This window comes from Scandinavium sp. M-37, from assembly GCF_043558715.1.
Lineage (GTDB): Bacteria > Pseudomonadota > Gammaproteobacteria > Enterobacterales > Enterobacteriaceae > Scandinavium > Scandinavium vulneris_A.
Map to the genome: position 1 here is coordinate 19,209 of NZ_JBIGIN010000038.1, position 21,758 is coordinate 40,966.

Genomic DNA, 21,758 nt, shown 5'->3' on the forward strand with positions numbered 1-21,758 from the left:
TTATCATCAGATAAACAGAGTGAGGAGAGAGTTGGCGTGAAGACATATCTGGTCGGTGGTGCAGTTCGCGATGCGTTGTTAGGCCTGCCGGTCAAAGACAAAGATTGGGTCGTTGTCGGCGCCACACCGCAGCAAATGCTCGACGCGGGCTACCAGCAGGTAGGTCGCGATTTTCCTGTTTTTCTCCACCCCAAAACCCACGAAGAATATGCCCTCGCGCGCACCGAACGGAAATCCGGCTCGGGCTACACCGGCTTTACCTGTTATGCGGCTCCTGACGTCACCCTTGAACAAGATTTGTTGCGTCGTGACCTGACGGTTAACGCCCTCGCGCAGGATGATAACGGCCAGATTATCGACCCGTATCACGGCCAGCAGGATGTGAAAAATCGCGTGCTGCGCCACGTCTCGCCCGCGTTTAGCGAAGATCCGCTGCGCGTGCTGCGCGTCGCCCGCTTTGCCGCCCGCTATGCCCATTTAAGCTTCCGCATTGCCGATGAGACGATGGCGCTGATGCGGGCGATGACCGACGCTGGCGAGCTGGAACACCTCACGCCCGAGCGTGTGTGGAAGGAAACGGAAAGTGCGCTCAGCACCCGCAATCCACAGGTTTTCTTCCAGACCCTGCGTGACTGCGGTGCCCTGAAGGTATTGTTCCCGGAAATTGACGCCCTGTACGGCGTGCCAGCCCCGGCTAAATGGCACCCTGAAATCGACACCGGCGTACATACGTTGATGACCCTGAGCATGGCGGCAATGTTAACCCCTGCCATCGACGTGCGTTTCGCCACGCTGTGCCACGATTTAGGTAAAGGCCTGACGCCGAAAGCGCTGTGGCCCCGCCATCACGGACACGGACTGGCGGGCGTGAAATTGGTGGAAGGGCTTTGCGCGCGACTGCGCGTGCCCAACGAGATGCGGGATTTGGCGAAACTGGTGGCGGAGTTCCATGACCTCATCCACACCTTCCCGATGCTGAAACCCGCCACCATTGTAAAGCTGTTCGACAGCATCGATGCCTGGCGTAAACCGCAGCGCGTGGAGCAAATCGCGTTAACCAGTGAAGCCGACGTGCGCGGGCGCACAGGATTTGAAGCCTGCGATTATCTGCAGGGGCGTTTATTGCGGGAAGCGTGGGAAGTGGCAAAATCCGTACCGACCAAACCGGTGATTGAGGCCGGATTTAAAGGCCCTGACGTGCGGGAAGAGCTGACGCGACGACGTGTTGCCGCCGTGAATGCCTGGAAACAGGAGAAAGGGTTGAATGGCGACCAGCAGCGTGAACGTTAATGCATAAAAAAATCGCCTTTACCCACAGGGATAAAGGCGATTTAAGATCTACCTTTGACTTAATATGATGCGGTCAAAAGCCGTTCATGGAAGATTACTTGGCTTGATCGATAAAGAATTTTATCGAAGAGGCTTTGTTATCAAATGACAGTTTTTTAAGATCGGGAATCTGTTCACCTGACTTCACATCAATATAAGCCCCCTGATAGTCTCGATCAGCATATACGCGAGCGGTATAACCCTCAGCAACCTTTATTGAGGTCATCTTACCGTCGAAACTAGGCATATATTCCCAATATTGATAACCGCCATTGAGCCATGGCGTATCACCCATAATGTCTAACGAGGTGCCAGTATAATAGGTTGCATCATATGCACTCGCTTTAACTACCCGAACAGATGATGCTGCTTTGTTCATGTCGATACCTGACCGGGTCATATCATATTTAGGTTGAGATTTATGATATTTATAGATGTACGAATCGCCTTTGAACTGACAGTCTTTGTATAAACGTATTCCCAACGAACTTTCTGGCACTATTACGGCCGACACTTCGTTATCGGCTTCAAAACCGTTTTTCATCTTGACACCTTTTAAGCAATCGATGTCCCCAGTGATATCCAGGCTATCACCAGTAGCGCCAGAGCTCTGGAACAGTGTGGCTGCTTTAATACCGCTCACCGGCGTTGGTTCCGGTTGCGGGGCTGGCTGCGGTTCTGGCTCATCATTGGCGAAAACTTTTAATGAAGAGACTTTGTTATCAAATTTCACTGAATTAAGGTCGGTAATATTTTGACCCGCGGTCACATCAACATAAGACCCTTTAAACTTACTATCGGCATACAGGCGGACAGTATAACCTTCAGCCACCTTGATCGAGGACATGACATCATTGAAATGAAGGTCGTCTCCGAGCCATTCCATATCACCGACAATGTTTAAGAATGAGCTACGATAACCGTTGTCTTTATAACCAATCGCTTTAATCATCTGAACAGAAGAGACTCTATCGTTGAAACCGCTGCTTAGGGACGTTGCATCAGCGGTGTACGACACCATATCTCCGGCAAAATGACACTCTTTGTATAAATTAATACCCAAAGAACCTTCTCCAAGCGATACGGAGGACGCTTCGTCATTGGCGTTCTTGCCGCCAATCATCTTCATACCGTTTAAGCAATCGATGTCCTCAGTCACTTGCAGACTATCACCAGCAAAACCCGTGTTCTGGAACAGCGTGGCTTTAGCATCGATAGCAGGCGTTGGTTCTGGCTCTGGCTCTGGCTGCGGTTCTGGCTCAACATTGGTGATGATTTTTAATGACGAAACTTTGTTATTAAAACTCAGTGAATTAAGATCGGTAATATTTTGACCGGCTTTCACATCAACAGATGACCCTGCAAAGTTACGATCGCTATACAGTCGAACGGTATAACCCTCAGCAACTTTAATAGAGGACATGACATCATTGAAACTAAGGTCATCGCCGAGCCATTCCATATCGCCGACAATGTTTAATGACGAGCTAGCGTAACCCGTGTCTTTATAGCCAATCGCTTTAATCATCTGAACAGAAGAGACCATATCGTTAAAGCCGCTGCTCAGGGACGTTGCATCAGCGAGATACGTCACCTTATCTCCAGCGAAATGACATTCTTTGAATAAATTGATACCCAAAGAACCATCTTCAAGCGATACAGAGGAGGCTTCGTCATTGGCGTTCTTACCGCCATTCATCTTAATACCGCCTAAGCAATCGATGTCCTCAGTGACTTGCAGGCTATCACCAGCAAATCCAGTATTCTGGAACAGCGTGGCTTTAACACCAGTAGCTGGGGTTGGATCGGGCTGTGGCTGTGGCTGTGGCTGCGGATCGGGATCGGGCTGAGGATCCGGATTAGGCTGTGGCATTGGGGTGGTCAGAATATCATCAACGATATGGCCCAGTTCATGCTCAGGAGTATCTCCGCTGATATCCCAGAGGATAGCGCCGCCAAAGCCTTGTGCGTTGATATAATCCACTTTTTCCTGAATAGACTGGGGATCGTCATAGGTCAGGAATTCTTGCTTGGTTTTGCTGTAGAGATAAGGAACGTGTGACTCAGAGTCCCAGTAGCGCGTATATTCCCCGCTGTTCAGTTTATCTTTCAGCACATACCACGGGTTGGTGCCAGTCATGTCTTGAGCATCATCCCATGCGCCTTTCACTGTTGCCGCACCGGTGTTAAACATGCCCGGCAAACCAGGAATGAGTTCTGTTCCCGGAACATGGCCCCAGCCGCGACCGTAATAGGGGATACCCATCATCAGTTTGGCTTTCGGTACTTTCCAGGTTTCGACGTAGGCGGTCATGGTGTCGGCCACGTTCAGATCTTTATCTTCATCATGGCTGTTTTCGAACAGCGGTGCGTTATGACCGGTTAACGGATCGAATGCCCCGTGGATGTCATACGCCATCACGTTCACACTATCCAGCAACGGAGCAGTTACAGCCGGGTTGATGAACTGAATGTTGTTGTGGTTGGTGGTGACTGCTGCAGAGAGCTGATAGTACTTATCATCTTTTTTGCCCTGCGCGTCCAGCTTGGTACGCAGGGACTGGATAAGCTTGGTGAACTGGGCTTTCTCAGCTTCGGTATCCGGGTATTCCCAGTCAATATCGAGGCCATCAAAATGCCACTTCGCCATGTAGCTAACCATGCTGTTGGCCAGTCGCTCGAGGCCTGCATCGGTGGCGGTTGCCGCTTCAAAGACGCCTTCCTGAGAGTTATTCCAGCCACCGACAGAAATCATATGCGCCACGTTGGCCTTATCGGTGCGCACTTCCAGATCTTTGATAAGACCCGGTGCTTTGTCGGTGTCATGCATGGTCACGACACCGTCTTTCACTACCGCAAAACCGTAGTTCAGATGGCTCAGGCCAGCGTAGTCCACTTTATCGGGGGTAAAGAAGTTATGCGCTTCATACACGCCCCATTCTGGGAAATAGCCAATGACTTTACGCTGCGCGGCCACTCGGGCCTTTTCACGGGTCTGCAGATCGATGGCGTCCTGGCCGGTGTACGGCGTGAACTGGAAGGTGGCATAAGGTTTGATGTTGATAGCATCACCCGATTTCCAAACCGGATCGGTGCCCGGGCTGATGCCCTGATCAACCCACCACTGCGCGGTCCAGTAATAGCCGAGGAAGCGCACCGTCTCACCGCCACGGTAGGTGCGGTTCGGATCGTAATCTTCGGAGATAATCGCCAGTTCTTGCTTCGGCGCGATTTCGGCTAAAACGGTACCCGGAAAGTTATTTTGTGATGCATCGGTATAAGCGGTCCAGGTATGTCCACCATCTTTGGTGATCATCATCGAGTAATCGAGGCCTGAGAAGCTATTTGTCTGATCGTTTGCCGTGACGTTCGCAGCTGACGATAGCATAGGGAATCCGACGGCGGAAAAAAGAATCGCCGTGGTTAATTTGTTCAAGCGCATAAAAAGGCTCCGAATTTATCCATAAATTCATTGTTAACAAAGAGTGCATAAAGAAAACACACGCCAAGGTATCATTTATGGGTTAGGCTCAGAACTTAATTACATAATTCGAATTAATAACTCAATTAGTATACGTTAGAAAAAATAATGTATTCAAATTTATGTGTTACCGCTCATTCATTCACACGAATGATATATAAAATAAAAAAGCCTCGCCGAAACGAAGCTTTTCTTTATTTATCATCAGAGTTTATATGTTACATAAACACCGCATAAACCGCTGCCGCCACGATAAAGCGATAGATAGCAAACGGAATAAACGTAATACGCTTAATGATGTGCAGGAAAGTTTTAATTGCAATCAGTGCCACGATAAACGCGGTCACGAAACCGACGGCAAACATCGGAATATCCGAGGTCGTCAGGAATCCGATGCTCTTATAAATATCGAGCGCCGTGGCCCCCATCATCATCGGCACCGCCAGCAGGAAGGAAAACTCTGCCGCAGCGTAACGACTAATCCCGAGCAGCATTCCACCCGCGATGGTCGAACCGGATCGTGAAAAACCTGGCCACAACGCCAGACACTGGAAACAGCCAACCAGAAACGCCTGACGGTAGGTCATATCGTCCAGACCCACGGTGCGCGGCTGTTTCGGTTTAAAGACTTCAGCCGCAATCAGCAGCACACCGCCGACAATCAGCGCGTACATCACGTTCACCGGATTGAACAGCGCTTTGATGGCATCGTGTAACACCAGCCCCAGCACCACCGCCGGGATCATGGCCAGCAGCACGTGGATCAGCGTCAGTCGACCGGAGCCCTCACCTTCATGTACCGGAGGCCGACCAAAGTGAATGCCGATCAGACCAAACAGACGGCGCCAGAACATCACCACCACCGCGAGGATCGATCCTAACTGGATAACCACCTCAAAGGTATTGGCCTTTTCGCCTTCAAAACCCAGCAGGTGGCCGACGATAATCATGTGGCCGGTACTGGAAACGGGTAAAAACTCAGTCAGTCCTTCGACAACACCCAGAATGGCCGCTACCAGTAGCGAGTGCATATCGCTCATCAATAAACCCTTAAATAATCAAGAAAAAAGAAGCTGTAACAAGAATCCAGCTTTAAGACATAACTATCGGCACTTTGTTTAACTAAAATGAATTTATTCTTACGCTTTCGGATTAGCGCCACGCTCGATGATGACGCCAACGTTCGCTGCACGCGCGACCGCCCCCGGTTTGCTGAGTTTGATACGCACCCACGGCGAGTTAAACCGCGCCAGCAAAATGTCAGCGACTTCTTCAGCTACCCGCTCCACCAGCGCAAAACGCCCGCCTTCAACGTGGGCGATGACCGCCTCGCTGATGTCGGCATAGCTGAGGCAGTCCTCAACGTTGTCGCTGGCGGCGGATTTTCGGTTGTCCCACGCCATTTCGATATCGAACACCAGCTTCTGCTCGATGGTCTGTTCCCAGTCGTAAACACCAATAGTGGTGATTACCGAAAGTTGCTCTATAAATACAATATCCATCACGACCTGCCTGCTTTTTGCCCGTGCCGGATACCACTTCCGGCAAAATATGCGTATTATCCACAGATGAAGAGAATACCGATACATTTTCAAAACGGAACAGCGTTATGAGTGCAATCGAGCCTGGAATGGTTATCCTCGCCTACCTTTGCGGCTCAATTTCCAGCGCCATTCTGGTCTGCCGCATTGCGGGTCTGCCTGACCCACGCATGAGCGGTTCCGGTAACCCCGGAGCGACCAACGTTTTACGAATTGGCGGCAAGGGAGCAGCCGTAGCTGTACTGATCTTCGACATCCTTAAAGGCATGTTGCCGACCTGGGGTGCCTGGGCGTTGGGGTTCACTCCCTTCTGGCTCGGCCTCGTCGGGATCGCCGCCTGCATCGGCCATATCTGGCCCGTCTTCTTTGGTTTTCGCGGCGGCAAAGGCGTGGCGACGGCATTCGGGGCGATTGCACCGATTGGCCTCGACCTCACCGGCGTGATGGCCGGCACCTGGCTGCTAACCATTCTGCTGAGCGGCTATTCGTCGCTGGGCGCGATTGTCAGCGCGCTGGTGGCACCGTTTTACGTCTGGTGGTTCAAACCGCAGTACACCTTCCCGGTGTCGATGCTTTCCTGTCTGATCCTGCTGCGCCACCACGATAATATCCAGCGCTTATGGCGTCGTCAGGAAACCAAAATCTGGTCGCGCCTGCGAAAAAAGAAAAAACCGCAGGAATAGCATCATAAGCCTTTCCTATGACCGCGAACTTTGCAGAGTGATCCATACTCATTAGCGTCTGATTAATCACGCTATTGCAGAGGTGCCGCGTTGTCTGGCGCAGAACCGGAGAGTGAAAAAAAAGGCTGGCACGCCACGCTGGCCCTGCTGTTCCGCCGCACGCCGGTAAAAACGGTTCTGGCTTCCGCTCGCCATTCTGGTCCCTTGACCGTTCAACGTCCCTTTTACCCCGAAGGCGACACCTGTCATCTGTACCTGTTACATCCGCCCGGCGGTATTGTCGGCGGTGATGAACTTGATATCTCCGTTATCCTCGACGCCGACAGCCACACGCTGATTACCATGCCCGGTGCCAGTAAATTTTACCGCAGCCACGGGCCGCAGGCGCGCCTGAGCCAGCGTTTCGACCTCGCGCCAAACGCCATTCTCGAATGGCTGCCGCAGGACACCATCTTCTTTCCCGGCGCCAACGCCGCATTGCACAGCGTATTCCATTTGCAGGAAGGCGCGCGCCTGCTGGCGTGGGAGCTTTTTTGTCTGGGCCGCCCAGTAATGGGCGAAACGTTCAGCCACGGCGAAATCAGCAATCGGTTAGAGGTCTGGAAAGACGGCACCCCGCTGCTGATTGAACGTCTGCATCTGCGCGACGGCAACCTGAGCGGCGTGGCTGAACAGCCGTGGGTCGGCAGCCTACTGTTTTATCCCGGGGATGAAACGATGCTCGACGCAGTGCGCGACCAACTTACCCCACTCGACACCTTTGCCGGGGCGACGCTGACCGACGGCCTGCTGACGGTGCGCTTTTTGTCGCACGACAACCTGATTTGCCAGCGTGCGATGCGCGACATCTGGCAGGCGCTGCGCCCGCAGCTGCTGAATAAATCCCCTTTGCTCCCCCGAATCTGGCTGACCTGAGAGAACGCTATGGAACTGACGCCCAGAGAAAAAGACAAGCTGCTGTTGTTTACCGCTGCCCTGGTGGCAGAGCGCCGCCTCGCCCGTGGGGTGAAGCTCAATTATCCCGAATCGGTGGCCTTAATCAGCGCCTTCATCATGGAGGGCGCGCGCGACGGCAAAAGCGTGGCCTCGCTGATGGAAGACGGTCGCCATGTGCTGACCCGCGAACAGGTGATGGAAGGCGTGCCGGAGATGATCCCCGATATTCAGGTCGAGGCTACCTTCCCGGATGGCTCCAAACTCGTCACCGTGCATAACCCGATACTCTGAGGACGCCACCATGATCCCCGGTGAATATAAAATCCAGAACGGTAACATCGCCCTCAACGTGGGCCGCAAAACGCGCAAAACGGTGGTCGAAAATCATGGCGATCGCCCAATTCAGGTCGGATCGCACTATCACTTTTATGAAGTGAACCCGGCACTGAAATTCGACAGAGAGCCGTGTAAAGGCTTTCGCCTGAACATTGCGGCGGGCACCGCCGTGCGCTTCGAGCCAGGGCAAAAGCGTGAAGTCGAACTGGTGGCGGTGGCGGGCGATAAACGCATTTTCGGTTTCCGTGCAGAGGTGATGGGTGAGCTGGAGGCGAAACCATGAGTGAGATATCGCGTCAGGCCTATGCCGACATGTTCGGCCCGACCACTGGCGACAAAGTGCGGCTCGCCGACACCGAGCTGTGGATTGAAGTGGAAGACGATTTCACCACCTACGGAGAAGAGGTCAAATTCGGCGGCGGGAAGGTTATCCGCGACGGCATGGGCCAGGGGCAAATGCTGAGCGACAACTGCGTAGATCTGGTCCTGACTAACGCGCTGATCGTCGATCACTGGGGGATAGTCAAAGCGGATATCGGCGTGAAAGACGGGCGGATCTTCGCGGTCGGTAAAGCCGGTAACCCGGATATTCAGCCTAACGTCACGATCCCGATTGGCGTCGGCACCGAAGTGATCGCCGCCGAAGGTAAGATAGTCACCGCAGGCGGCGTTGATACTCACATTCACTGGATTTGCCCGCAGCAGGCGGAAGAAGCGCTGGTCTCCGGCGTCACCACCATGATTGGCGGGGGCACTGGCCCGGCGGCAGGCACCAACGCGACCACCTGTACGCCGGGGCTGTGGTACATCAGCCGGATGCTACAGGCCATCGATAGCCTGCCGGTGAACATCGGCCTGCTGGGCAAAGGCAACGGCTCCAACCCCGACACCCTGCGCGAACAGGTGGCCGCCGGGGTGATTGGCCTGAAAATTCACGAAGACTGGGGCGCGACCCCCGCCGCAATCGACTGCGCGTTAACCGTCGCCGAAGAGATGGACATTCAGGTGGCGCTGCACAGCGATACCCTTAACGAATCGGGTTTTGTTGAGGACACGCTGGCGGCGATCGGTGACCGCACCATCCACACCTTCCACACCGAAGGTGCGGGCGGTGGCCATGCCCCGGATATCATCACCGCCTGTGCGCACCCAAATATTCTGCCCTCTTCAACCAATCCGACGTTGCCCTATACCGTGAACACCATCGACGAACACCTCGATATGCTGATGGTTTGCCATCACCTGTCGCCGGATATCGCCGAAGATGTGGCGTTTGCCGAGTCGCGCATTCGCCGGGAAACCATCGCCGCCGAAGACGTGCTGCATGATATCGGCGCATTTTCCCTGACCTCGTCGGACTCGCAGGCCATGGGCCGCGTCGGTGAAGTGATTGTACGCACCTGGCAGGTGGCGCACCGCATGAAGGTGCAGCGCGGCGCGCTGGCTGAGGAACAGGGCGATAACGACAACGTCCGCGTGAAGCGTTACATCGCCAAATACACCATCAACCCGGCGTTGACCCACGGCATCGCCCATGAGGTTGGCTCTGTCGAAGCGGGAAAAATGGCGGACCTGGTGCTGTGGTCACCGGCCTTTTTTGGTGTGAAACCTGCCGCGATCGTCAAAGGCGGCATGATAGCCATGGCCCCGATGGGCGATATCAATGCTTCCATCCCGACCCCGCAACCGGTGCATTACCGGCCGATGTTTGGCGCGCTTGGCGCGGCACGCCACCACTGCCGCCTGACATTTTTATCCCAGGCAGCAGTCGATAACAATGTGCCACAGGTGCTGGGCTTAAAGAGCCAGACCGCGGTAGCGAAAGGCTGCCGAACGGTGAAAAAGGCCGACATGATCCACAACAGCCTGCAGCCAAATATCACCGTCGACGCCCAGACTTATGAAGTCCGGGTCGACGGCAAACTGATCACCAGCGAACCGGCTGACGTCCTGCCGATGGCGCAACGCTATTTTCTGTTTTAAGGAGCCACGATGCTGTACCTGACTCAGCGCGTTGACCACGCGCATCAACCGACCGCCAGCGTCACACTACCGATTGACGTGCGGGTGAAAAGCCGCGCCAAAGTGCTGCTGAGCGACGGACGCGAAGCCGGGCTGATGCTGCCTCGCGGCCTGCTGCTGCGCGGCGGCGATATCCTGGCGAACGAAGATGGCAGCGAATGTATTACAGTGATCGCCGCCGATGAGGGCGTGTCGGTGGTGCGTTGTGCCGATCCGTTCCAGCTCGCTAAAGCCTGCTATCACCTCGGCAACCGCCATGTGCCGCTGCAAATCATGCCCGGCGAACTGCGCTACCACCACGATCACGTGCTGGACGATATGCTGCGCCAGTTTGGCCTGCAAGTGACGTTTGCCAGCCTGCCGTTTGAGCCAGAAGCCGGGGCCTATACCAGTGAAGCACAGGGGCATCATCATCACGGCCACTCACATTCGCACAGCCACTGATGAGTGACATTACCCAGCGATTACGTTTATTCCAACTGGCCAGCAGCAACCTGCCGGTTGGCGGCTACAGCTGGTCGCAAGGGCTGGAATGGGCGGTGGAAGCGGGCTGGCTCAAAGACACCGCCGCCTTCGCCCGCTGGCAAACGCAGCAGATGGAGCACAGTTTTTTCCACGTCGACCTGCCGCTGTTCGCCCGGCTGTATCACGCTTTTGCGCAGGAGGATTATGCCGCTGCCCAGCGCTGGAGCGCCTGGCTACTGGCCTGTCGTGAAACGCGGGAGCTGCGGGAAGAAGAGCGCAATCGCGGCCTGGCGTTTACCCGCCTGCTGTATGACTGGCAGCCGGACTGCCCGAACGAATGGCGACCGCTATTTAGCCAGAGCCAGCTGTGCGGTATGGCGTGGCTTGGGGTGCGCTGGCACATCGACCTGCACGAACTGGCGCTGACGCTCGGCTACAGCTGGATTGAAAGTTCGGTAATGGCGGGCGTGAAGCTGGTGCCGTTTGGTCAACAGGCGGCGCAGAAGTTAATCATGACGCTGTGCGAGCAGTACGCCGCAGGCGTTGAACGGGGGCTGAACTGCCCCGATGAATTTATCGGTTCCGCGACGCCGCTGGCGGCTATCGCCTCGGCGCGGCACGAAACGCAATATTCCCGGTTATTCCGTTCCTGAGGAGAAGGTATGGCAAGTTACAAACATCCGCTGCGCGTTGGTGTCGGCGGCCCGGTCGGGTCTGGCAAAACCGCCCTGCTGGAAGCGTTGTGTAAGGCAATGCGCGACACTTACCATCTGGCGGTTGTCACCAACGATATCTACACCAAAGAAGATCAGCGTATTCTGACCGAAGCGGGCGCGCTGGAGCCGGAGCGCATCGTTGGGGTTGAAACCGGCGGCTGCCCGCATACCGCCATTCGTGAAGACGCGTCGATGAACCTTGCGGCGGTGGAAGCATTAAGCGAGAAATTCGGCAATCTGGATGTGATCTTCGTCGAAAGCGGCGGGGATAACCTGAGTGCTACCTTCAGCCCGGAGCTGGCCGATCTGACGATTTACGTGATCGACGTGGCCGAAGGGGAAAAGATCCCCCGTAAAGGCGGGCCCGGGATCACCAAATCCGATTTCCTGGTGATCAACAAAACCGACCTCGCTCCGTACGTCGGCGCGTCGCTTGAGGTGATGGCACGCGATACCAACCGGATGCGCGGCGAACGTCCGTGGACCTTCACCAACCTGAAAGCGGGCGACGGCCTGGCAACGATTATTGCGTTTTTGGAAGATAAAGGAATGTTGAAGGCGTAATGGTTTAATTTTGCCCGGTAAGGCGTCGCTGCCACCGGGCATTACGATTACGCGGCAGGCAGTTCAGCCAGCGGCCAGCGAGGACGTACGGTCACGCCGAGGCCCGCATTTTCACCGGTTTTCAGACGCACCATGCCAGCGTAGGCAATCATCGCGCCGTTATCGGTACAAAACTCTGGACGGGCGTAGAACACTTCGCCTTTACGCTTGTGCATCATCTCGGCAAGCTTTGCGCGCAGCGTGCGGTTGGCGCTCACGCCCCCAGCCATCACCAGACGCTTAAAGCCGGTTTGGTCCAGCGCCCGACGGCATTTGATCATCAGCGTATCCACCACCGCGTCTTCGAACGCGCGGGCGATATCGGCGCGAGTCTGGTCGTCATCCCCGTTAGAACGAATGGTGTTGGCCGCGAAGGTTTTCAGGCCCGAGAAGCTGAAATCCAGCCCCGGACGGTCGGTCATCGGACGCGGGAACACAAAGCGCCCTTCGGTGCCCTGTGCCGCCATTTTCGACAGCATCGGCCCGCCGGGATAATCGAGCCCCAGCAGCTTGGCCGTTTTGTCGAACGCTTCACCGGCGGCATCGTCAATCGATTCACCGAGCAGTTCATACTCACCGATACCGGTGACGCTGATCAGCTGCGTGTGCCCACCGGACACCAGCAGCGCCACGAACGGATACTCCGGCGGATTATCTTCCAGCATCGGTGCCAGCAGATGGCCTTCCATATGATGAACCGGAATGGCCGGCACGTTCCACGCAAATGCCAATGCACGTCCCACGGTCGCGCCGACTAACAGCGCGCCCACAAGACCGGGACCGGCGGTGTAGGCCACTGCATCAATATCTTTTGCCGTCAGACTAGCTTCTTTTAATGCCGCCTGAATCAGGGGCACCGTTTTACGCACGTGATCGCGGGAGGCCAGCTCCGGCACCACGCCGCCGTAGTCAGCGTGCAGTTTCACCTGACTATACAATTGGTTGGCTAACAGCCCTTGCACATCGTCATAAATGGCGATGCCGGTTTCATCGCAGGATGTTTCGATTCCCAGTACACGCATGGTTGGTTTTACCTCATTTCAATACCGCGCAGTGTAGGGCGAATGCGGGTCGATGTATACCCTGGGGGGCGAGTTCGTGTATACTCACCCCCCTTACAAAAGTCCCGTTCAAAAACGGCATTGGTGCTTTACAAAGCAGCGGTAGTTGCAGTAAAATTCCGCACCATTTTGAAATAAGCTGGCGTTGATGCCAGCGGCAAACCGAATTTATCAAAGGTGAGAGTTACATGCCGGTAATTAAAGTACGTGAAAACGAGCCGTTCGACGTAGCACTGCGTCGCTTCAAGCGTTCCTGTGAAAAAGCGGGTGTTCTGGCCGAAGTTCGTCGTCGTGAGTTCTATGAAAAACCGACTACCGAACGTAAGCGCGCTAAAGCTTCTGCTGTGAAACGTCACGCGAAGAAACTGGCTCGCGAAAACGCACGCCGCACTCGTCTGTACTAATCTGTTGAGAGCGCACGCTCTCAATCCAGACTGAGTTCAAGCTGTAAAGGCCGTGCTTCCGGAAGGAATGCGCGGCTTATTTTCGTTTATACATCAGCATACGCTAAAGCATTCAGTTGTATGAAGGATGACGCGTATGAAATGCGAGGCTTATGGCTGGACGTATCCCACGTGTCTTTATCAATGACCTGCTGGCGAGAACCGACATCGTCGATTTGATCGATGCCCGGGTAAAGCTAAAAAAGCAGGGCAAAAATTTTCACGCGTGCTGTCCCTTCCATAACGAAAAAACGCCGTCGTTCACCGTCAACGGTGAGAAACAGTTTTACCATTGCTTCGGCTGTGGTGCGCATGGAAACGCCGTCGACTTTTTGATGAACTACGACAAGCTCGAGTTCGTTGAAACCGTCGAAGAACTGGCGGCTATGCACAACCTTGAAGTCCCGTACGAAGCAGGCTCTGGCCCGACCCAGATAGAACGCCATCAGCGGCAAAGTCTCTATCAGTTAATGGAAGGTCTGAGCGCGTTTTATCAACAATCCCTGAATCAACCCACCGCCGAGCCTGCGCGTCAGTATTTGACGAAGCGCGGTTTAAGCAGCGAAGTCATCGCCCGATTTGGCATGGGCTATGCGCCGCCAGGCTGGGATAACGTCTTAAAACGTTTTGGCAATAATCGTGAAAATCAGCAATCGCTGACCGATGCCGGAATGTTGGTGACCAACGATAAGGGCCGCAGTTACGATCGTTTCCGCGAACGGGTAATGTTCCCAATCCGCGATAAACGTGGCCGGGTGATTGGTTTTGGTGGTCGTGTGCTGGGCGATGCCCTGCCGAAATACCTCAACTCCCCGGAAACCGATATTTTCCATAAAGGCCGCCAGCTGTATGGCCTTTATGAAGCGCAGCAAACCGAGTCTGAACCGCAACGTCTGTTAGTGGTCGAAGGCTATATGGACGTCGTCGCGCTGGCGCAATACGACATTAACTATGCCGTGGCGTCGCTCGGCACCTCGACCACAGCCGATCACATCCAGCTGCTGTTTCGGGTGACCAATAACGTCATCTGCTGTTATGACGGCGACCGCGCCGGACGCGAAGCCGCATGGCGCGCGCTCGAAACCGCGCTGCCGTATATGAGCGACGGTCGCCAGCTGCGCTTTATGTTTCTGCCTGATGGCGAAGACCCGGATACACTGGTGCGTAAAGAGGGTAAAGCGGCGTTCGAAGCGCGGATGGAGCAGGCTCAGCCGCTCTCCACGTTTTTGTTTAACAGCCTGATGCCGCAGGTAGATTTGAGTACCCCGGACGGGCGCGCGCAGCTCAGTACGCTGGCGCTGCCGCTGATTACACAGGTTCCGGGTGAAACGCTGCGCATTTATTTGCGTCAGGAGTTAGGGAAAAAGCTTGGGATTCTGGAAGACGCCCAGCTTGAACGCTTAATGCCAAAACAGGCAGAAAGTGGCACAGCCCGCCCTGCTCCACAGCTAAAACGCACGACCATGCGTATACTGATAGGATTACTGGTGCAAAACCCGGAGCTGGCCGCCATCGTGCCGCCGCTAACGGGGCTGGATCCGAAAAAAATGCCGGGACTTGGCTTATTTTCTGAACTGGTCAACACTTGTTTGTCACAGCCGGGACTGACAACCGGCCAGCTGCTCGAGCAGTATCGCGGCACAAATGAAGTCGCTACCCTTGAAAAACTGTCGATGTGGGACGATATAGCAGATAAGGAAATCGCTGAGAAAACGTTCACCGACTCGTTAAACCATATGTTTGATTCACTGCTGGTCCTGCGGCAAGAAGAGTTGATAGCTCGCGACCGCACACACGGGTTAAGCAGTGAAGAACGCCGGGAGCTCTGGACACTGAACCAGGAACTGGCAAAAAAATGAATTCAACGGCTTAAGTGCCGAATATCAATCGGGACGATCCCGAAGGCCGCACCGAGGCGCAGCGGCAATAATATAAGCAGGCCCTCGCTTTAAATGTCGGTAACTTGTTCTCGCCGACCGACACCAATCAATGAATTAAGTGTGGATACCGTCTTATGGAGCAAAACCCGCAGTCACAGCTCAAACTTCTTGTTACCAAGGGCAAGGAGCAAGGCTATCTGACCTATGCCGAGGTCAATGACCATCTGCCGGAAGATATCGTCGACTCCGATCAGATCGAAGACATCATCCAAATGATCAATGACATGGGCATTCAGGTGATGGAAGAAGCACCTGATGCCGATGATCTCCTGCTGGCTGAAAACTCAAACAACACCGACGAAGATGCGGAAGAAGCTGCCGCACAGGTGCTGTCCAGCGTCGAATCTGAAATCGGGCGTACCACCGACCCGGTGCGCATGTACATGCGCGAAATGGGTACCGTTGAACTGCTGACTCGCGAAGGCGAAATCGACATCGCTAAGCGTATTGAAGACGGCATCAACCAGGTTCAGTGCTCCGTTGCGGAATACCCGGAAGCCATCACCTATCTGCTTGAGCAGTACGATCGCGTTGAAGCGGCGGAAGCTCGCCTGTCCGATTTAATTACCGGCTTCGTTGATCCAAACGCTGAAGAAGATCTGGCCCCAACCGCCACTCACGTCGGTTCTGAACTCTCTCAGGAAGAGATGGACGACGACGAAGAGGAAGACGAAGAAGAAGACGACGATTCCAGCGACGACGATAACAGCATCGATCCGGAACTGGCTCGCGAAAAATTCGGCGAACTGCGCACCCAGTATGAACTGGCGCGTGACACCATCAAAGCCAAAGGCCGTAGCCACGCTGCTGCTCAGGAAGAGATCCAGAAACTGTCTGAAGTCTTCAAACAGTTCCGCCTGGTGCCAAAACAGTTCGATTATCTGGTCAACAGCATGCGTACCATGATGGAGCGCGTTCGCGTTCAGGAACGTATCATCATGAAGCTGTGTGTTGAACAGTGCAAAATGCCTAAGAAAAACTTCATCACCCTGTTCACCGGCAACGAAACCAGCGAAACCTGGTTCAACGCTGCCGTCGCAATGAACAAGCCGTGGTCTGAAAAACTGAACGACGTGAAAGACGACGTACAGCGCGGCCTGCAGAAACTGCAACAGATTGAAGAAGAAACCGGCCTGACCATTGAGCAGGTTAAAGATATCAACCGTCGCATGTCCATTGGTGAAGCGAAAGCCCGCCGTGCGAAGAAAGAGATGGTTGAAGCGAACTTACGTCTGGTTATTTCTATCGCTAAGAAATACACCAACCGTGGTCTGCAGTTCCTCGACCTGATTCAGGAAGGCAACATCGGCCTGATGAAAGCCGTTGATAAGTTCGAATACCGCCGTGGTTACAAGTTCTCCACCTATGCAACCTGGTGGATCCGTCAGGCTATCACCCGCTCCATCGCGGATCAGGCGCGCACCATCCGTATTCCGGTGCATATGATTGAGACTATCAACAAACTCAACCGTATCTCCCGCCAGATGCTGCAGGAAATGGGTCGTGAACCGACGCCGGAAGAGCTGGCCGAGCGCATGCTGATGCCGGAAGACAAAATCCGTAAAGTGCTGAAAATCGCCAAAGAGCCTATTTCCATGGAAACACCGATCGGTGACGATGAAGATTCGCATCTGGGTGATTTCATCGAGGATACCACCCTCGAGCTGCCGCTGGATTCTGCAACCACCGAAAGCCTGCGTGCGGCAACGCACGACGTGCTGGCCGGTCTCACCGCGCGTGAAGCGAAAGTACTGCGTATGCGTTTCGGTATCGACATGAATACCGACCATACTCTGGAAGAAGTGGGTAAACAGTTCGACGTTACCCGCGAACGTATCCGTCAGATTGAAGCGAAGGCCCTGCGCAAACTGCGCCACCCGAGCCGTTCTGAAGTGCTGCGTAGTTTCCTGGACGATTAATTCGTCGCAGTCGTCTCGCCATATAAGGACCGCACCCCAGGGTGCGGTCTTTTTTTTCCGCGTTCTGAGCCTAATTATCTACCGAACAAATGTTTCCGGTAAAATAAGGTTGTCATGAGTATGTTTCACAGGTATTTTTCAGGGATCTGAACAAATAAATATCACACTGATTCATAACGTTTCTGGGACCCCATGCAAATGAAAAGAGCAGGCTTTTTGGTGCTATGCCTCGTGTTGGCCGGATGTGTCAACAAATCACAGACCGGGCAAAAATCGCTGGTTACCCCATTACCCGCTGAAACAGCCGCTCCACAAGCTACTCAGCCAGCCGCAGTGGAAAACACCGTCAGCCTGACCGCAAACGAAACCTGCACTAAAGAACTCTCTGCTCTGCAATCCTACGATCAACGTAGCTGGAATAAATACAGCAGTGAAATGAGTGAGCTAATCAGTAAAACCAGTCAATTTCTCACCGTGAGAGACGATCTCAACCCTAAAATTAACGAGCTGGTGATGAGCGTCTATGACTCCCGCATGAAAACGCTGTGCTACAAAATTGAAAGCACCTTAGGCCAGGCCATGGTCGCGCAGGCGAGTCAGCTGTAATCTGAGCGATTGAGACTGGTTGGCGAATCCACCAGTCTCACCGTCCTCTCGCGACCAACGCCTCATCGAGTTCACGATACGCCTCAACCAGCTTTTCCAGGGTAATGCGGCTTAGCCCACTCGGGTTAGGCAAGATCCACACCTCAGTATCTCCCACCGTCACCTCCTGCTTGCCCCATTTCGCCCCGCGCTGACTGAACGCCTGTTCAAAAGCCTGCTTGCCCAGAATAGCCAGCACCCTTGGCTGATAGTCCTGCATCTTGGTAATCAGTCCCCGGCCGCCCTCTCGCAGTTCGTGCAGTGCGACCTCATTCGCCTGTACCGTCGGTCTCTCGACCAGTTTGGTCACGCCACAGCCGTAATCCAGCAGTTGCTGTGCCTCTTCAGGCTTCAATTGTCGGTCAGTAAATCCGGCCAGATGGAGAATTTTCCAGAAACGGTTGGCGGGATGGGCAAAAGGCAACCCAAGATGGGCGGAGGACTTGCCCGGATTGATTCCACAGAACACGACTCGCAGTCCAGGTTGAAGAATGTCGCTGACCATTGTATGACTCAGTTGAATGGATAGTGGGGAAAGTATAAGGGATTGATTAGCCATTGTTTATAAAAACAGCACCCGTAGCGCATTTACTGGATTGGCACCCCAAGTTCCATTATAATTCCCCGCCACGGCCCCTTAGCTCAGTGGTTAGAGCAGGCGACTCATAATCGCTTGGTCGTTGGTTCAAACCCAACAGGGGCCACCAAATTTTAGCTTTAAAATTATATAATTAAGCCACTCGAAAGAGTGGCTTTTTTGTATACGTCAGCTAAATGTCACAAAAGTGTCGCATGGAGTAGTGACGACAGCGCACAGCTGCATACTTGAAGTGAACTATCAGATGGGACTTCAAAATTAATACAGGCAATCTTCGCCATGAAAACCATGCAAGAAAGGGGTATGAGAAAGCCACCATTTCTCATATCCCAGTGTCCACATAGCGTTCATGAAGATGGTAAGTTAGGTCGTCTGAACTGGTTTCTTAAGAGTCTGTAACGCGACAACCAACCGATGAACTTTAGTCAGTGGGTTCTCAGAACCACTTGCTTCTGCCGCCACTTCAAGTCTTTCTGCGTGCCTTATAGCATCTGGAAGCAACCCGAACAGTTGAGTAAAAATGTCCTTTGAACCTTTACCATACTGTGGCATGTGAACTTTTAGACGTTCCAGTACTTGATTACCTGCACTATTTCCCTTTAACGCCTCAAAAGACTGCGTCGTATACTCATGATGCAAAAGCAACCAAAACTCAAAACTTGGGGTAGAATCAATCAATTCGTATACGTTATGAGGGGTTAATTGCCGTACCGTTTCTTTAGCAGTGTTATAGTCTACGTGTGCATCTCTATCAATCACACAATAAACCTTGTCAAAAGGTACCTGCATGTCCTTGTGCTTCTTGTACAATTCTCTGGCGCAAGAAACCACACTCATAGGGTTTGAGCCGCATTCTCCAGTTATTTCGACATTCGCAGTATTTAACTCATAATGATTGCGAATCTCTTCAAAATAATTCGGTTCCGTTTTACTTCCTTCACAGACTATAAGAACCTTCAAATAAGGAGACCTACTTATACCTTTGCGCTTATATTTTGATAAGCCTTTAGCTTCCCTAGCAAACACCAACTTTTTTTTGGCCATATCAAAATCCCACCTTCCCAATGAATGGTAGCGCTCCGTAGCGTCCCTCAAGATAAGAACTCTCAAGATTATCCCTACCTTTCCTTGGGCTGAAATCAGTCAGGGGATAAAGTTGTGTCGACTTCATAGAGTCTTTGGAACAGAACCAAATCTGATCTCTTCGAAACACATTCTGATTTAGTATGGATGTTTCGTGTGTTGAGAATATTAACTGAGCATTATTTGGATTAGTTTCGTGGTTATTGAAAAGTCCGACTAAAAAACTAACTAACTTAGGATGTAAGTTATCATGCAATTCATCAATAACTAGCACATTCCCTTTATTTAAGGAGTCAATCCAAGGACCTGCAAAGCTGAAGAGTTTGCGTGTACCGTCTGATTCAGAATCGAAATCAAAAGGAATTAATTCTCCATCTGAATTTTTATGAAGAGTTTTTATTTCATATCTCTCTTCATCTTTTAGATTTTTAATCATTACTTCCCTCAATGATTCAGGCATATCATCGGGTATGTCATTTGGACTAAATTTCTCTTTTGTTACGTGAATATCGTCAATGTCGATATCAGCGGCCTTTAGAAACTTTAAAATATCATTTTTTTTGTCTGCCAGACATAACTTGGCGCTGTATATATCATTCCACCCAGCTACATTAGTCATTCTTAATTTAAGATTAAACCAGTCATATACTGGTTTTAACTGACTACTATTTAACTGAACTGCCGTAGACAAGAATAATGCATTAGGCCTTGTAGACTTCTGCCAAGTCAATTTCTCACCTAATAATGAAGGCCCCATATCCCAATCATAATCATTAGATTCAGAATTCCATACACGAACGAACCATCTTTGCTGTCTACCTTTTGGGAAGGCATACAGCCACTCTTCGTGAATTCTTTCTTTGCTTGCAGTAAAGCCATACTGGTAACGAATCCCCTCTGCAATGAAGCTAATTTCAAACTCGGAGGGTTCATTCCTAAACGCATTATCTAACTGGAAAGAATTTACAGGAAGAACCCCTCCAGCCTTGAGACCAGTAGCAGAATGAATTATAAGCCCGGCCATAGTATCGATACCGTCCATAAAATTGGACTTTCCAGCCGCGTTGGCACCATAAATTGCTGCTGACCTTAGCAATTCAATCTTGTTAGGTTCATCAAGCTGAATAACATTTTCATGTAACTCTTTAATTTTAGATGCAACTAAAGACAAGGTTTGGGTTTCAGCAACTGATCTGTAATTTTTTAATGAGAATTCTATGAGCATGTGACCTCCGTGATACTGTATACAACACCCTAAAATGGCATCATGCAACAGTCAATGTCCAGATTATGACATATTTCGTCAAATTTTGTTGTTAAATCATGCCCTAGAACCATCTTTCCAGATAAAACCCAGCAAACATCACCGCCCCCACACACACGCAACGAATTGATTTTTAAACAATTAACTAGGAGAGATGAATTCAAAAAGCAAGTGGCTACCAACACATGCATTAAAATTCATTTAGGAGGCTTTAAAATCGCGCGCAACCATCAGGCAGGAAAGAGTGCTAAATCAAATTTCGTTTAAAAAATCAACACCAGAAATACACTACAGCACGGCAACATTTTTCAGTATAGCCGTAACAGGTTTTTCCAAGCTAAGCCGCTCCAGCTCTGGGTTATCCCTACATTTTCTTCATCGGGCTAATTACTACTTACTATCCTTCCCGCCTCATGAAAAACACATTTTTCCTTTAATTATCTGTTGGTTAAAAATTTTATCAGATCCTTCGATACTCTTTTTTGACTGTAAAAACCTGAAATCTATTTCATTCTTTTCAGTTCGGGCCTGACCGCAACACCCCAGCAACAGCGTGGCCTGAAGGGGCCGTTTGTAGAAAATCAAAACTGAAATAAGGTTTCACGGTAATCCCCCCGAAAAAACGGTGTGTTTATAAGTAGAATTTCTCGTAATCTGAATCGGGGAGATTTCTATGAAAAAAGCACGTTTTAC

20 protein-coding genes and 1 tRNA gene are annotated in these 21,758 nt (G+C 52.2%); 14 read left to right on the forward strand and 7 right to left on the reverse strand.

The features are described 5' to 3' along the window. Nucleotides 1–36: 36 nt before the first annotated feature. Nucleotides 37–1,290: a multifunctional CCA addition/repair protein gene (locus ACG0Z5_RS20465; RefSeq protein ID WP_394450678.1), complete on the forward strand. Its 1,254-nt coding sequence runs from the start codon at nucleotides 37–39 to the stop codon at nucleotides 1,288–1,290. 94 nt (nucleotides 1,291–1,384) lie between these two features. Here ACG0Z5_RS20465 and ACG0Z5_RS20470 read toward each other — a convergent pair whose 3' ends face one another. The 3 genes from ACG0Z5_RS20470 to folB all read right to left on the reverse strand — a co-directional run bounded on the left by ACG0Z5_RS20470 (nucleotide 1,385) and on the right by folB (nucleotide 6,312). Next, nucleotides 1,385–4,771 (reverse strand): glycosyl hydrolase family 18 protein, encoded by a 3,387-nt coding sequence (locus ACG0Z5_RS20470; RefSeq protein ID WP_394450681.1) that lies wholly within the window; start codon nucleotides 4,769–4,771, stop codon nucleotides 1,385–1,387. A gap of 257 nt (nucleotides 4,772–5,028) precedes the next feature. Beyond that, complete coding sequence (bacA, locus tag ACG0Z5_RS20475; protein WP_394450683.1) at nucleotides 5,029–5,850, reverse strand: undecaprenyl-diphosphate phosphatase; 822 nt, start codon at nucleotides 5,848–5,850, stop codon at nucleotides 5,029–5,031. Between the two features lie 99 nt (nucleotides 5,851–5,949). Next, complete coding sequence (folB, locus tag ACG0Z5_RS20480) at nucleotides 5,950–6,312, reverse strand: bifunctional dihydroneopterin aldolase/7,8-dihydroneopterin epimerase (protein WP_319628676.1); 363 nt, start codon at nucleotides 6,310–6,312, stop codon at nucleotides 5,950–5,952. Nucleotides 6,313–6,419: 107 nt separating this feature from the next. Between folB and plsY the strand changes: the two genes are divergently transcribed. From plsY to ureG, 8 genes are all read left to right on the forward strand, one after another. Beyond that, complete coding sequence (gene plsY, locus ACG0Z5_RS20485; RefSeq protein WP_394450685.1) at nucleotides 6,420–7,034, forward strand: glycerol-3-phosphate 1-O-acyltransferase PlsY; 615 nt, start codon at nucleotides 6,420–6,422, stop codon at nucleotides 7,032–7,034. Nucleotides 7,035–7,124: 90 nt separating this feature from the next. Continuing rightward, on the forward strand, nucleotides 7,125–7,949 hold the full coding sequence (locus ACG0Z5_RS20490; RefSeq protein WP_394450688.1) for an urease accessory protein UreD: 825 nt from the start codon (nucleotides 7,125–7,127) through the stop codon (nucleotides 7,947–7,949). A gap of 9 nt (nucleotides 7,950–7,958) precedes the next feature. Continuing rightward, a complete protein-coding gene (locus tag ACG0Z5_RS20495) occupies nucleotides 7,959–8,261 on the forward strand; it encodes an urease subunit gamma (protein WP_319628679.1) in 303 nt (100 codons plus the stop codon). Nucleotides 8,262–8,271: 10 nt separating this feature from the next. Further along, complete coding sequence (locus ACG0Z5_RS20500; protein ID WP_394450692.1) at nucleotides 8,272–8,589, forward strand: urease subunit beta; 318 nt, start codon at nucleotides 8,272–8,274, stop codon at nucleotides 8,587–8,589. After that, a complete protein-coding gene (gene ureC, locus ACG0Z5_RS20505; protein WP_394450694.1) occupies nucleotides 8,586–10,289 on the forward strand; it encodes an urease subunit alpha in 1,704 nt (567 codons plus the stop codon). The genes ACG0Z5_RS20500 and ureC overlap by 4 nt, the downstream gene beginning before the upstream one ends. Nucleotides 10,290–10,298: 9 nt before the next feature. Continuing rightward, entirely contained in the window at nucleotides 10,299–10,772 is a 474-nt protein-coding gene (ureE, locus tag ACG0Z5_RS20510; protein ID WP_394450696.1) for an urease accessory protein UreE, read from the forward strand. Next, entirely contained in the window at nucleotides 10,772–11,446 is a 675-nt protein-coding gene (locus tag ACG0Z5_RS20515; RefSeq protein WP_394450698.1) for an urease accessory protein UreF, read from the forward strand. Before ureE ends, ACG0Z5_RS20515 begins: the two co-directional genes overlap by 1 nt. Before the next feature lie 9 nt (nucleotides 11,447–11,455). After that, complete coding sequence (ureG, locus tag ACG0Z5_RS20520) at nucleotides 11,456–12,073, forward strand: urease accessory protein UreG (protein WP_394450700.1); 618 nt, start codon at nucleotides 11,456–11,458, stop codon at nucleotides 12,071–12,073. A 47-nt stretch (nucleotides 12,074–12,120) separates the two neighbouring features. Here the strand turns inward: ureG and tsaD are convergent, their stop codons facing one another. Further along, entirely contained in the window at nucleotides 12,121–13,134 is a 1,014-nt protein-coding gene (tsaD, locus tag ACG0Z5_RS20525; RefSeq protein WP_394450702.1) for a tRNA (adenosine(37)-N6)-threonylcarbamoyltransferase complex transferase subunit TsaD, read from the reverse strand. A 227-nt stretch (nucleotides 13,135–13,361) separates the two neighbouring features. Here tsaD and rpsU point away from each other — a divergent pair, with 227 nt between their 5' ends. The 4 genes from rpsU (at nucleotide 13,362) to ACG0Z5_RS20545 (ending at nucleotide 18,081) form a co-directional block, all read left to right on the forward strand. Then, nucleotides 13,362–13,577 carry a 30S ribosomal protein S21 gene (gene rpsU / locus ACG0Z5_RS20530; RefSeq protein ID WP_001144069.1) on the forward strand — a complete coding sequence of 72 codons (216 nt, stop codon included), beginning with the start codon at nucleotides 13,362–13,364 and terminating at the stop codon, nucleotides 13,575–13,577. 152 nt (nucleotides 13,578–13,729) lie between these two features. After that, nucleotides 13,730–15,475: a DNA primase gene (dnaG, locus tag ACG0Z5_RS20535; RefSeq protein ID WP_394450704.1), complete on the forward strand. Its 1,746-nt coding sequence runs from the start codon at nucleotides 13,730–13,732 to the stop codon at nucleotides 15,473–15,475. 155 nt (nucleotides 15,476–15,630) lie between these two features. After that, nucleotides 15,631–17,475, forward strand: a complete 1,845-nt coding sequence (rpoD, locus tag ACG0Z5_RS20540; protein WP_319628687.1) for an RNA polymerase sigma factor RpoD — start codon at nucleotides 15,631–15,633, stop codon at nucleotides 17,473–17,475. A gap of 192 nt (nucleotides 17,476–17,667) precedes the next feature. Next, nucleotides 17,668–18,081 carry a hypothetical protein gene (locus ACG0Z5_RS20545; RefSeq protein WP_319628688.1) on the forward strand — a complete coding sequence of 138 codons (414 nt, stop codon included), beginning with the start codon at nucleotides 17,668–17,670 and terminating at the stop codon, nucleotides 18,079–18,081. 37 nt (nucleotides 18,082–18,118) lie between these two features. Here ACG0Z5_RS20545 and mug read toward each other — a convergent pair whose 3' ends face one another. Further along, nucleotides 18,119–18,625: a G/U mismatch-specific DNA glycosylase gene (mug, locus tag ACG0Z5_RS20550; RefSeq protein WP_394450707.1), complete on the reverse strand. Its 507-nt coding sequence runs from the start codon at nucleotides 18,623–18,625 to the stop codon at nucleotides 18,119–18,121. 126 nt (nucleotides 18,626–18,751) lie between these two features. On the opposite strand from mug, the gene ACG0Z5_RS20555 reads away from it, so the two are divergent. After that, nucleotides 18,752–18,827: transfer RNA gene (locus tag ACG0Z5_RS20555), tRNA-Ile, on the forward strand. A gap of 254 nt (nucleotides 18,828–19,081) precedes the next feature. Here ACG0Z5_RS20555 and ACG0Z5_RS20560 read toward each other — a convergent pair. Together ACG0Z5_RS20560 and ACG0Z5_RS20565 are read right to left on the reverse strand one after the other, a co-directional pair. Continuing rightward, nucleotides 19,082–19,762, reverse strand: a complete 681-nt coding sequence (locus ACG0Z5_RS20560; RefSeq protein WP_394450709.1) for an RloB family protein — start codon at nucleotides 19,760–19,762, stop codon at nucleotides 19,082–19,084. Nucleotide 19,763: 1 nt separating this feature from the next. Further along, nucleotides 19,764–21,026, reverse strand: coding sequence for an AAA family ATPase (locus tag ACG0Z5_RS20565; protein ID WP_394450711.1), 1,263 nt, complete (start codon nucleotides 21,024–21,026; stop codon nucleotides 19,764–19,766). Nucleotides 21,027–21,758: the final 732 nt, after the last annotated feature.

Coding starts and splice junctions, on each gene's coding strand:
- ACG0Z5_RS20470 (WP_394450681.1), bottom strand. CDS start 4,771: ATGCGCTTGAACAAATTAACCACGGCGATTCTTTTTTCCGCCGTCGGA.
- bacA (WP_394450683.1), bottom strand. CDS start 5,850: ATGAGCGATATGCACTCGCTACTGGTAGCGGCCATTCTGGGTGTTGTC.
- folB (WP_319628676.1), bottom strand. CDS start 6,312: ATGGATATTGTATTTATAGAGCAACTTTCGGTAATCACCACTATTGGT.
- plsY (WP_394450685.1), top strand. CDS start 6,420: ATGAGTGCAATCGAGCCTGGAATGGTTATCCTCGCCTACCTTTGCGGC.
- ACG0Z5_RS20495 (WP_319628679.1), top strand. CDS start 7,959: ATGGAACTGACGCCCAGAGAAAAAGACAAGCTGCTGTTGTTTACCGCT.
- ACG0Z5_RS20500 (WP_394450692.1), top strand. CDS start 8,272: ATGATCCCCGGTGAATATAAAATCCAGAACGGTAACATCGCCCTCAAC.
- ureC (WP_394450694.1), top strand. CDS start 8,586: ATGAGTGAGATATCGCGTCAGGCCTATGCCGACATGTTCGGCCCGACC.
- ureE (WP_394450696.1), top strand. CDS start 10,299: ATGCTGTACCTGACTCAGCGCGTTGACCACGCGCATCAACCGACCGCC.
- ACG0Z5_RS20515 (WP_394450698.1), top strand. CDS start 10,772: ATGAGTGACATTACCCAGCGATTACGTTTATTCCAACTGGCCAGCAGC.
- ureG (WP_394450700.1), top strand. CDS start 11,456: ATGGCAAGTTACAAACATCCGCTGCGCGTTGGTGTCGGCGGCCCGGTC.
- tsaD (WP_394450702.1), bottom strand. CDS start 13,134: ATGCGTGTACTGGGAATCGAAACATCCTGCGATGAAACCGGCATCGCC.
- rpsU (WP_001144069.1), top strand. CDS start 13,362: ATGCCGGTAATTAAAGTACGTGAAAACGAGCCGTTCGACGTAGCACTG.
- dnaG (WP_394450704.1), top strand. CDS start 13,730: ATGGCTGGACGTATCCCACGTGTCTTTATCAATGACCTGCTGGCGAGA.
- rpoD (WP_319628687.1), top strand. CDS start 15,631: ATGGAGCAAAACCCGCAGTCACAGCTCAAACTTCTTGTTACCAAGGGC.
- ACG0Z5_RS20545 (WP_319628688.1), top strand. CDS start 17,668: ATGCAAATGAAAAGAGCAGGCTTTTTGGTGCTATGCCTCGTGTTGGCC.
- mug (WP_394450707.1), bottom strand. CDS start 18,625: ATGGTCAGCGACATTCTTCAACCTGGACTGCGAGTCGTGTTCTGTGGA.
- ACG0Z5_RS20560 (WP_394450709.1), bottom strand. CDS start 19,762: ATGGCCAAAAAAAAGTTGGTGTTTGCTAGGGAAGCTAAAGGCTTATCA.
- ACG0Z5_RS20565 (WP_394450711.1), bottom strand. CDS start 21,026: ATGCTCATAGAATTCTCATTAAAAAATTACAGATCAGTTGCTGAAACC.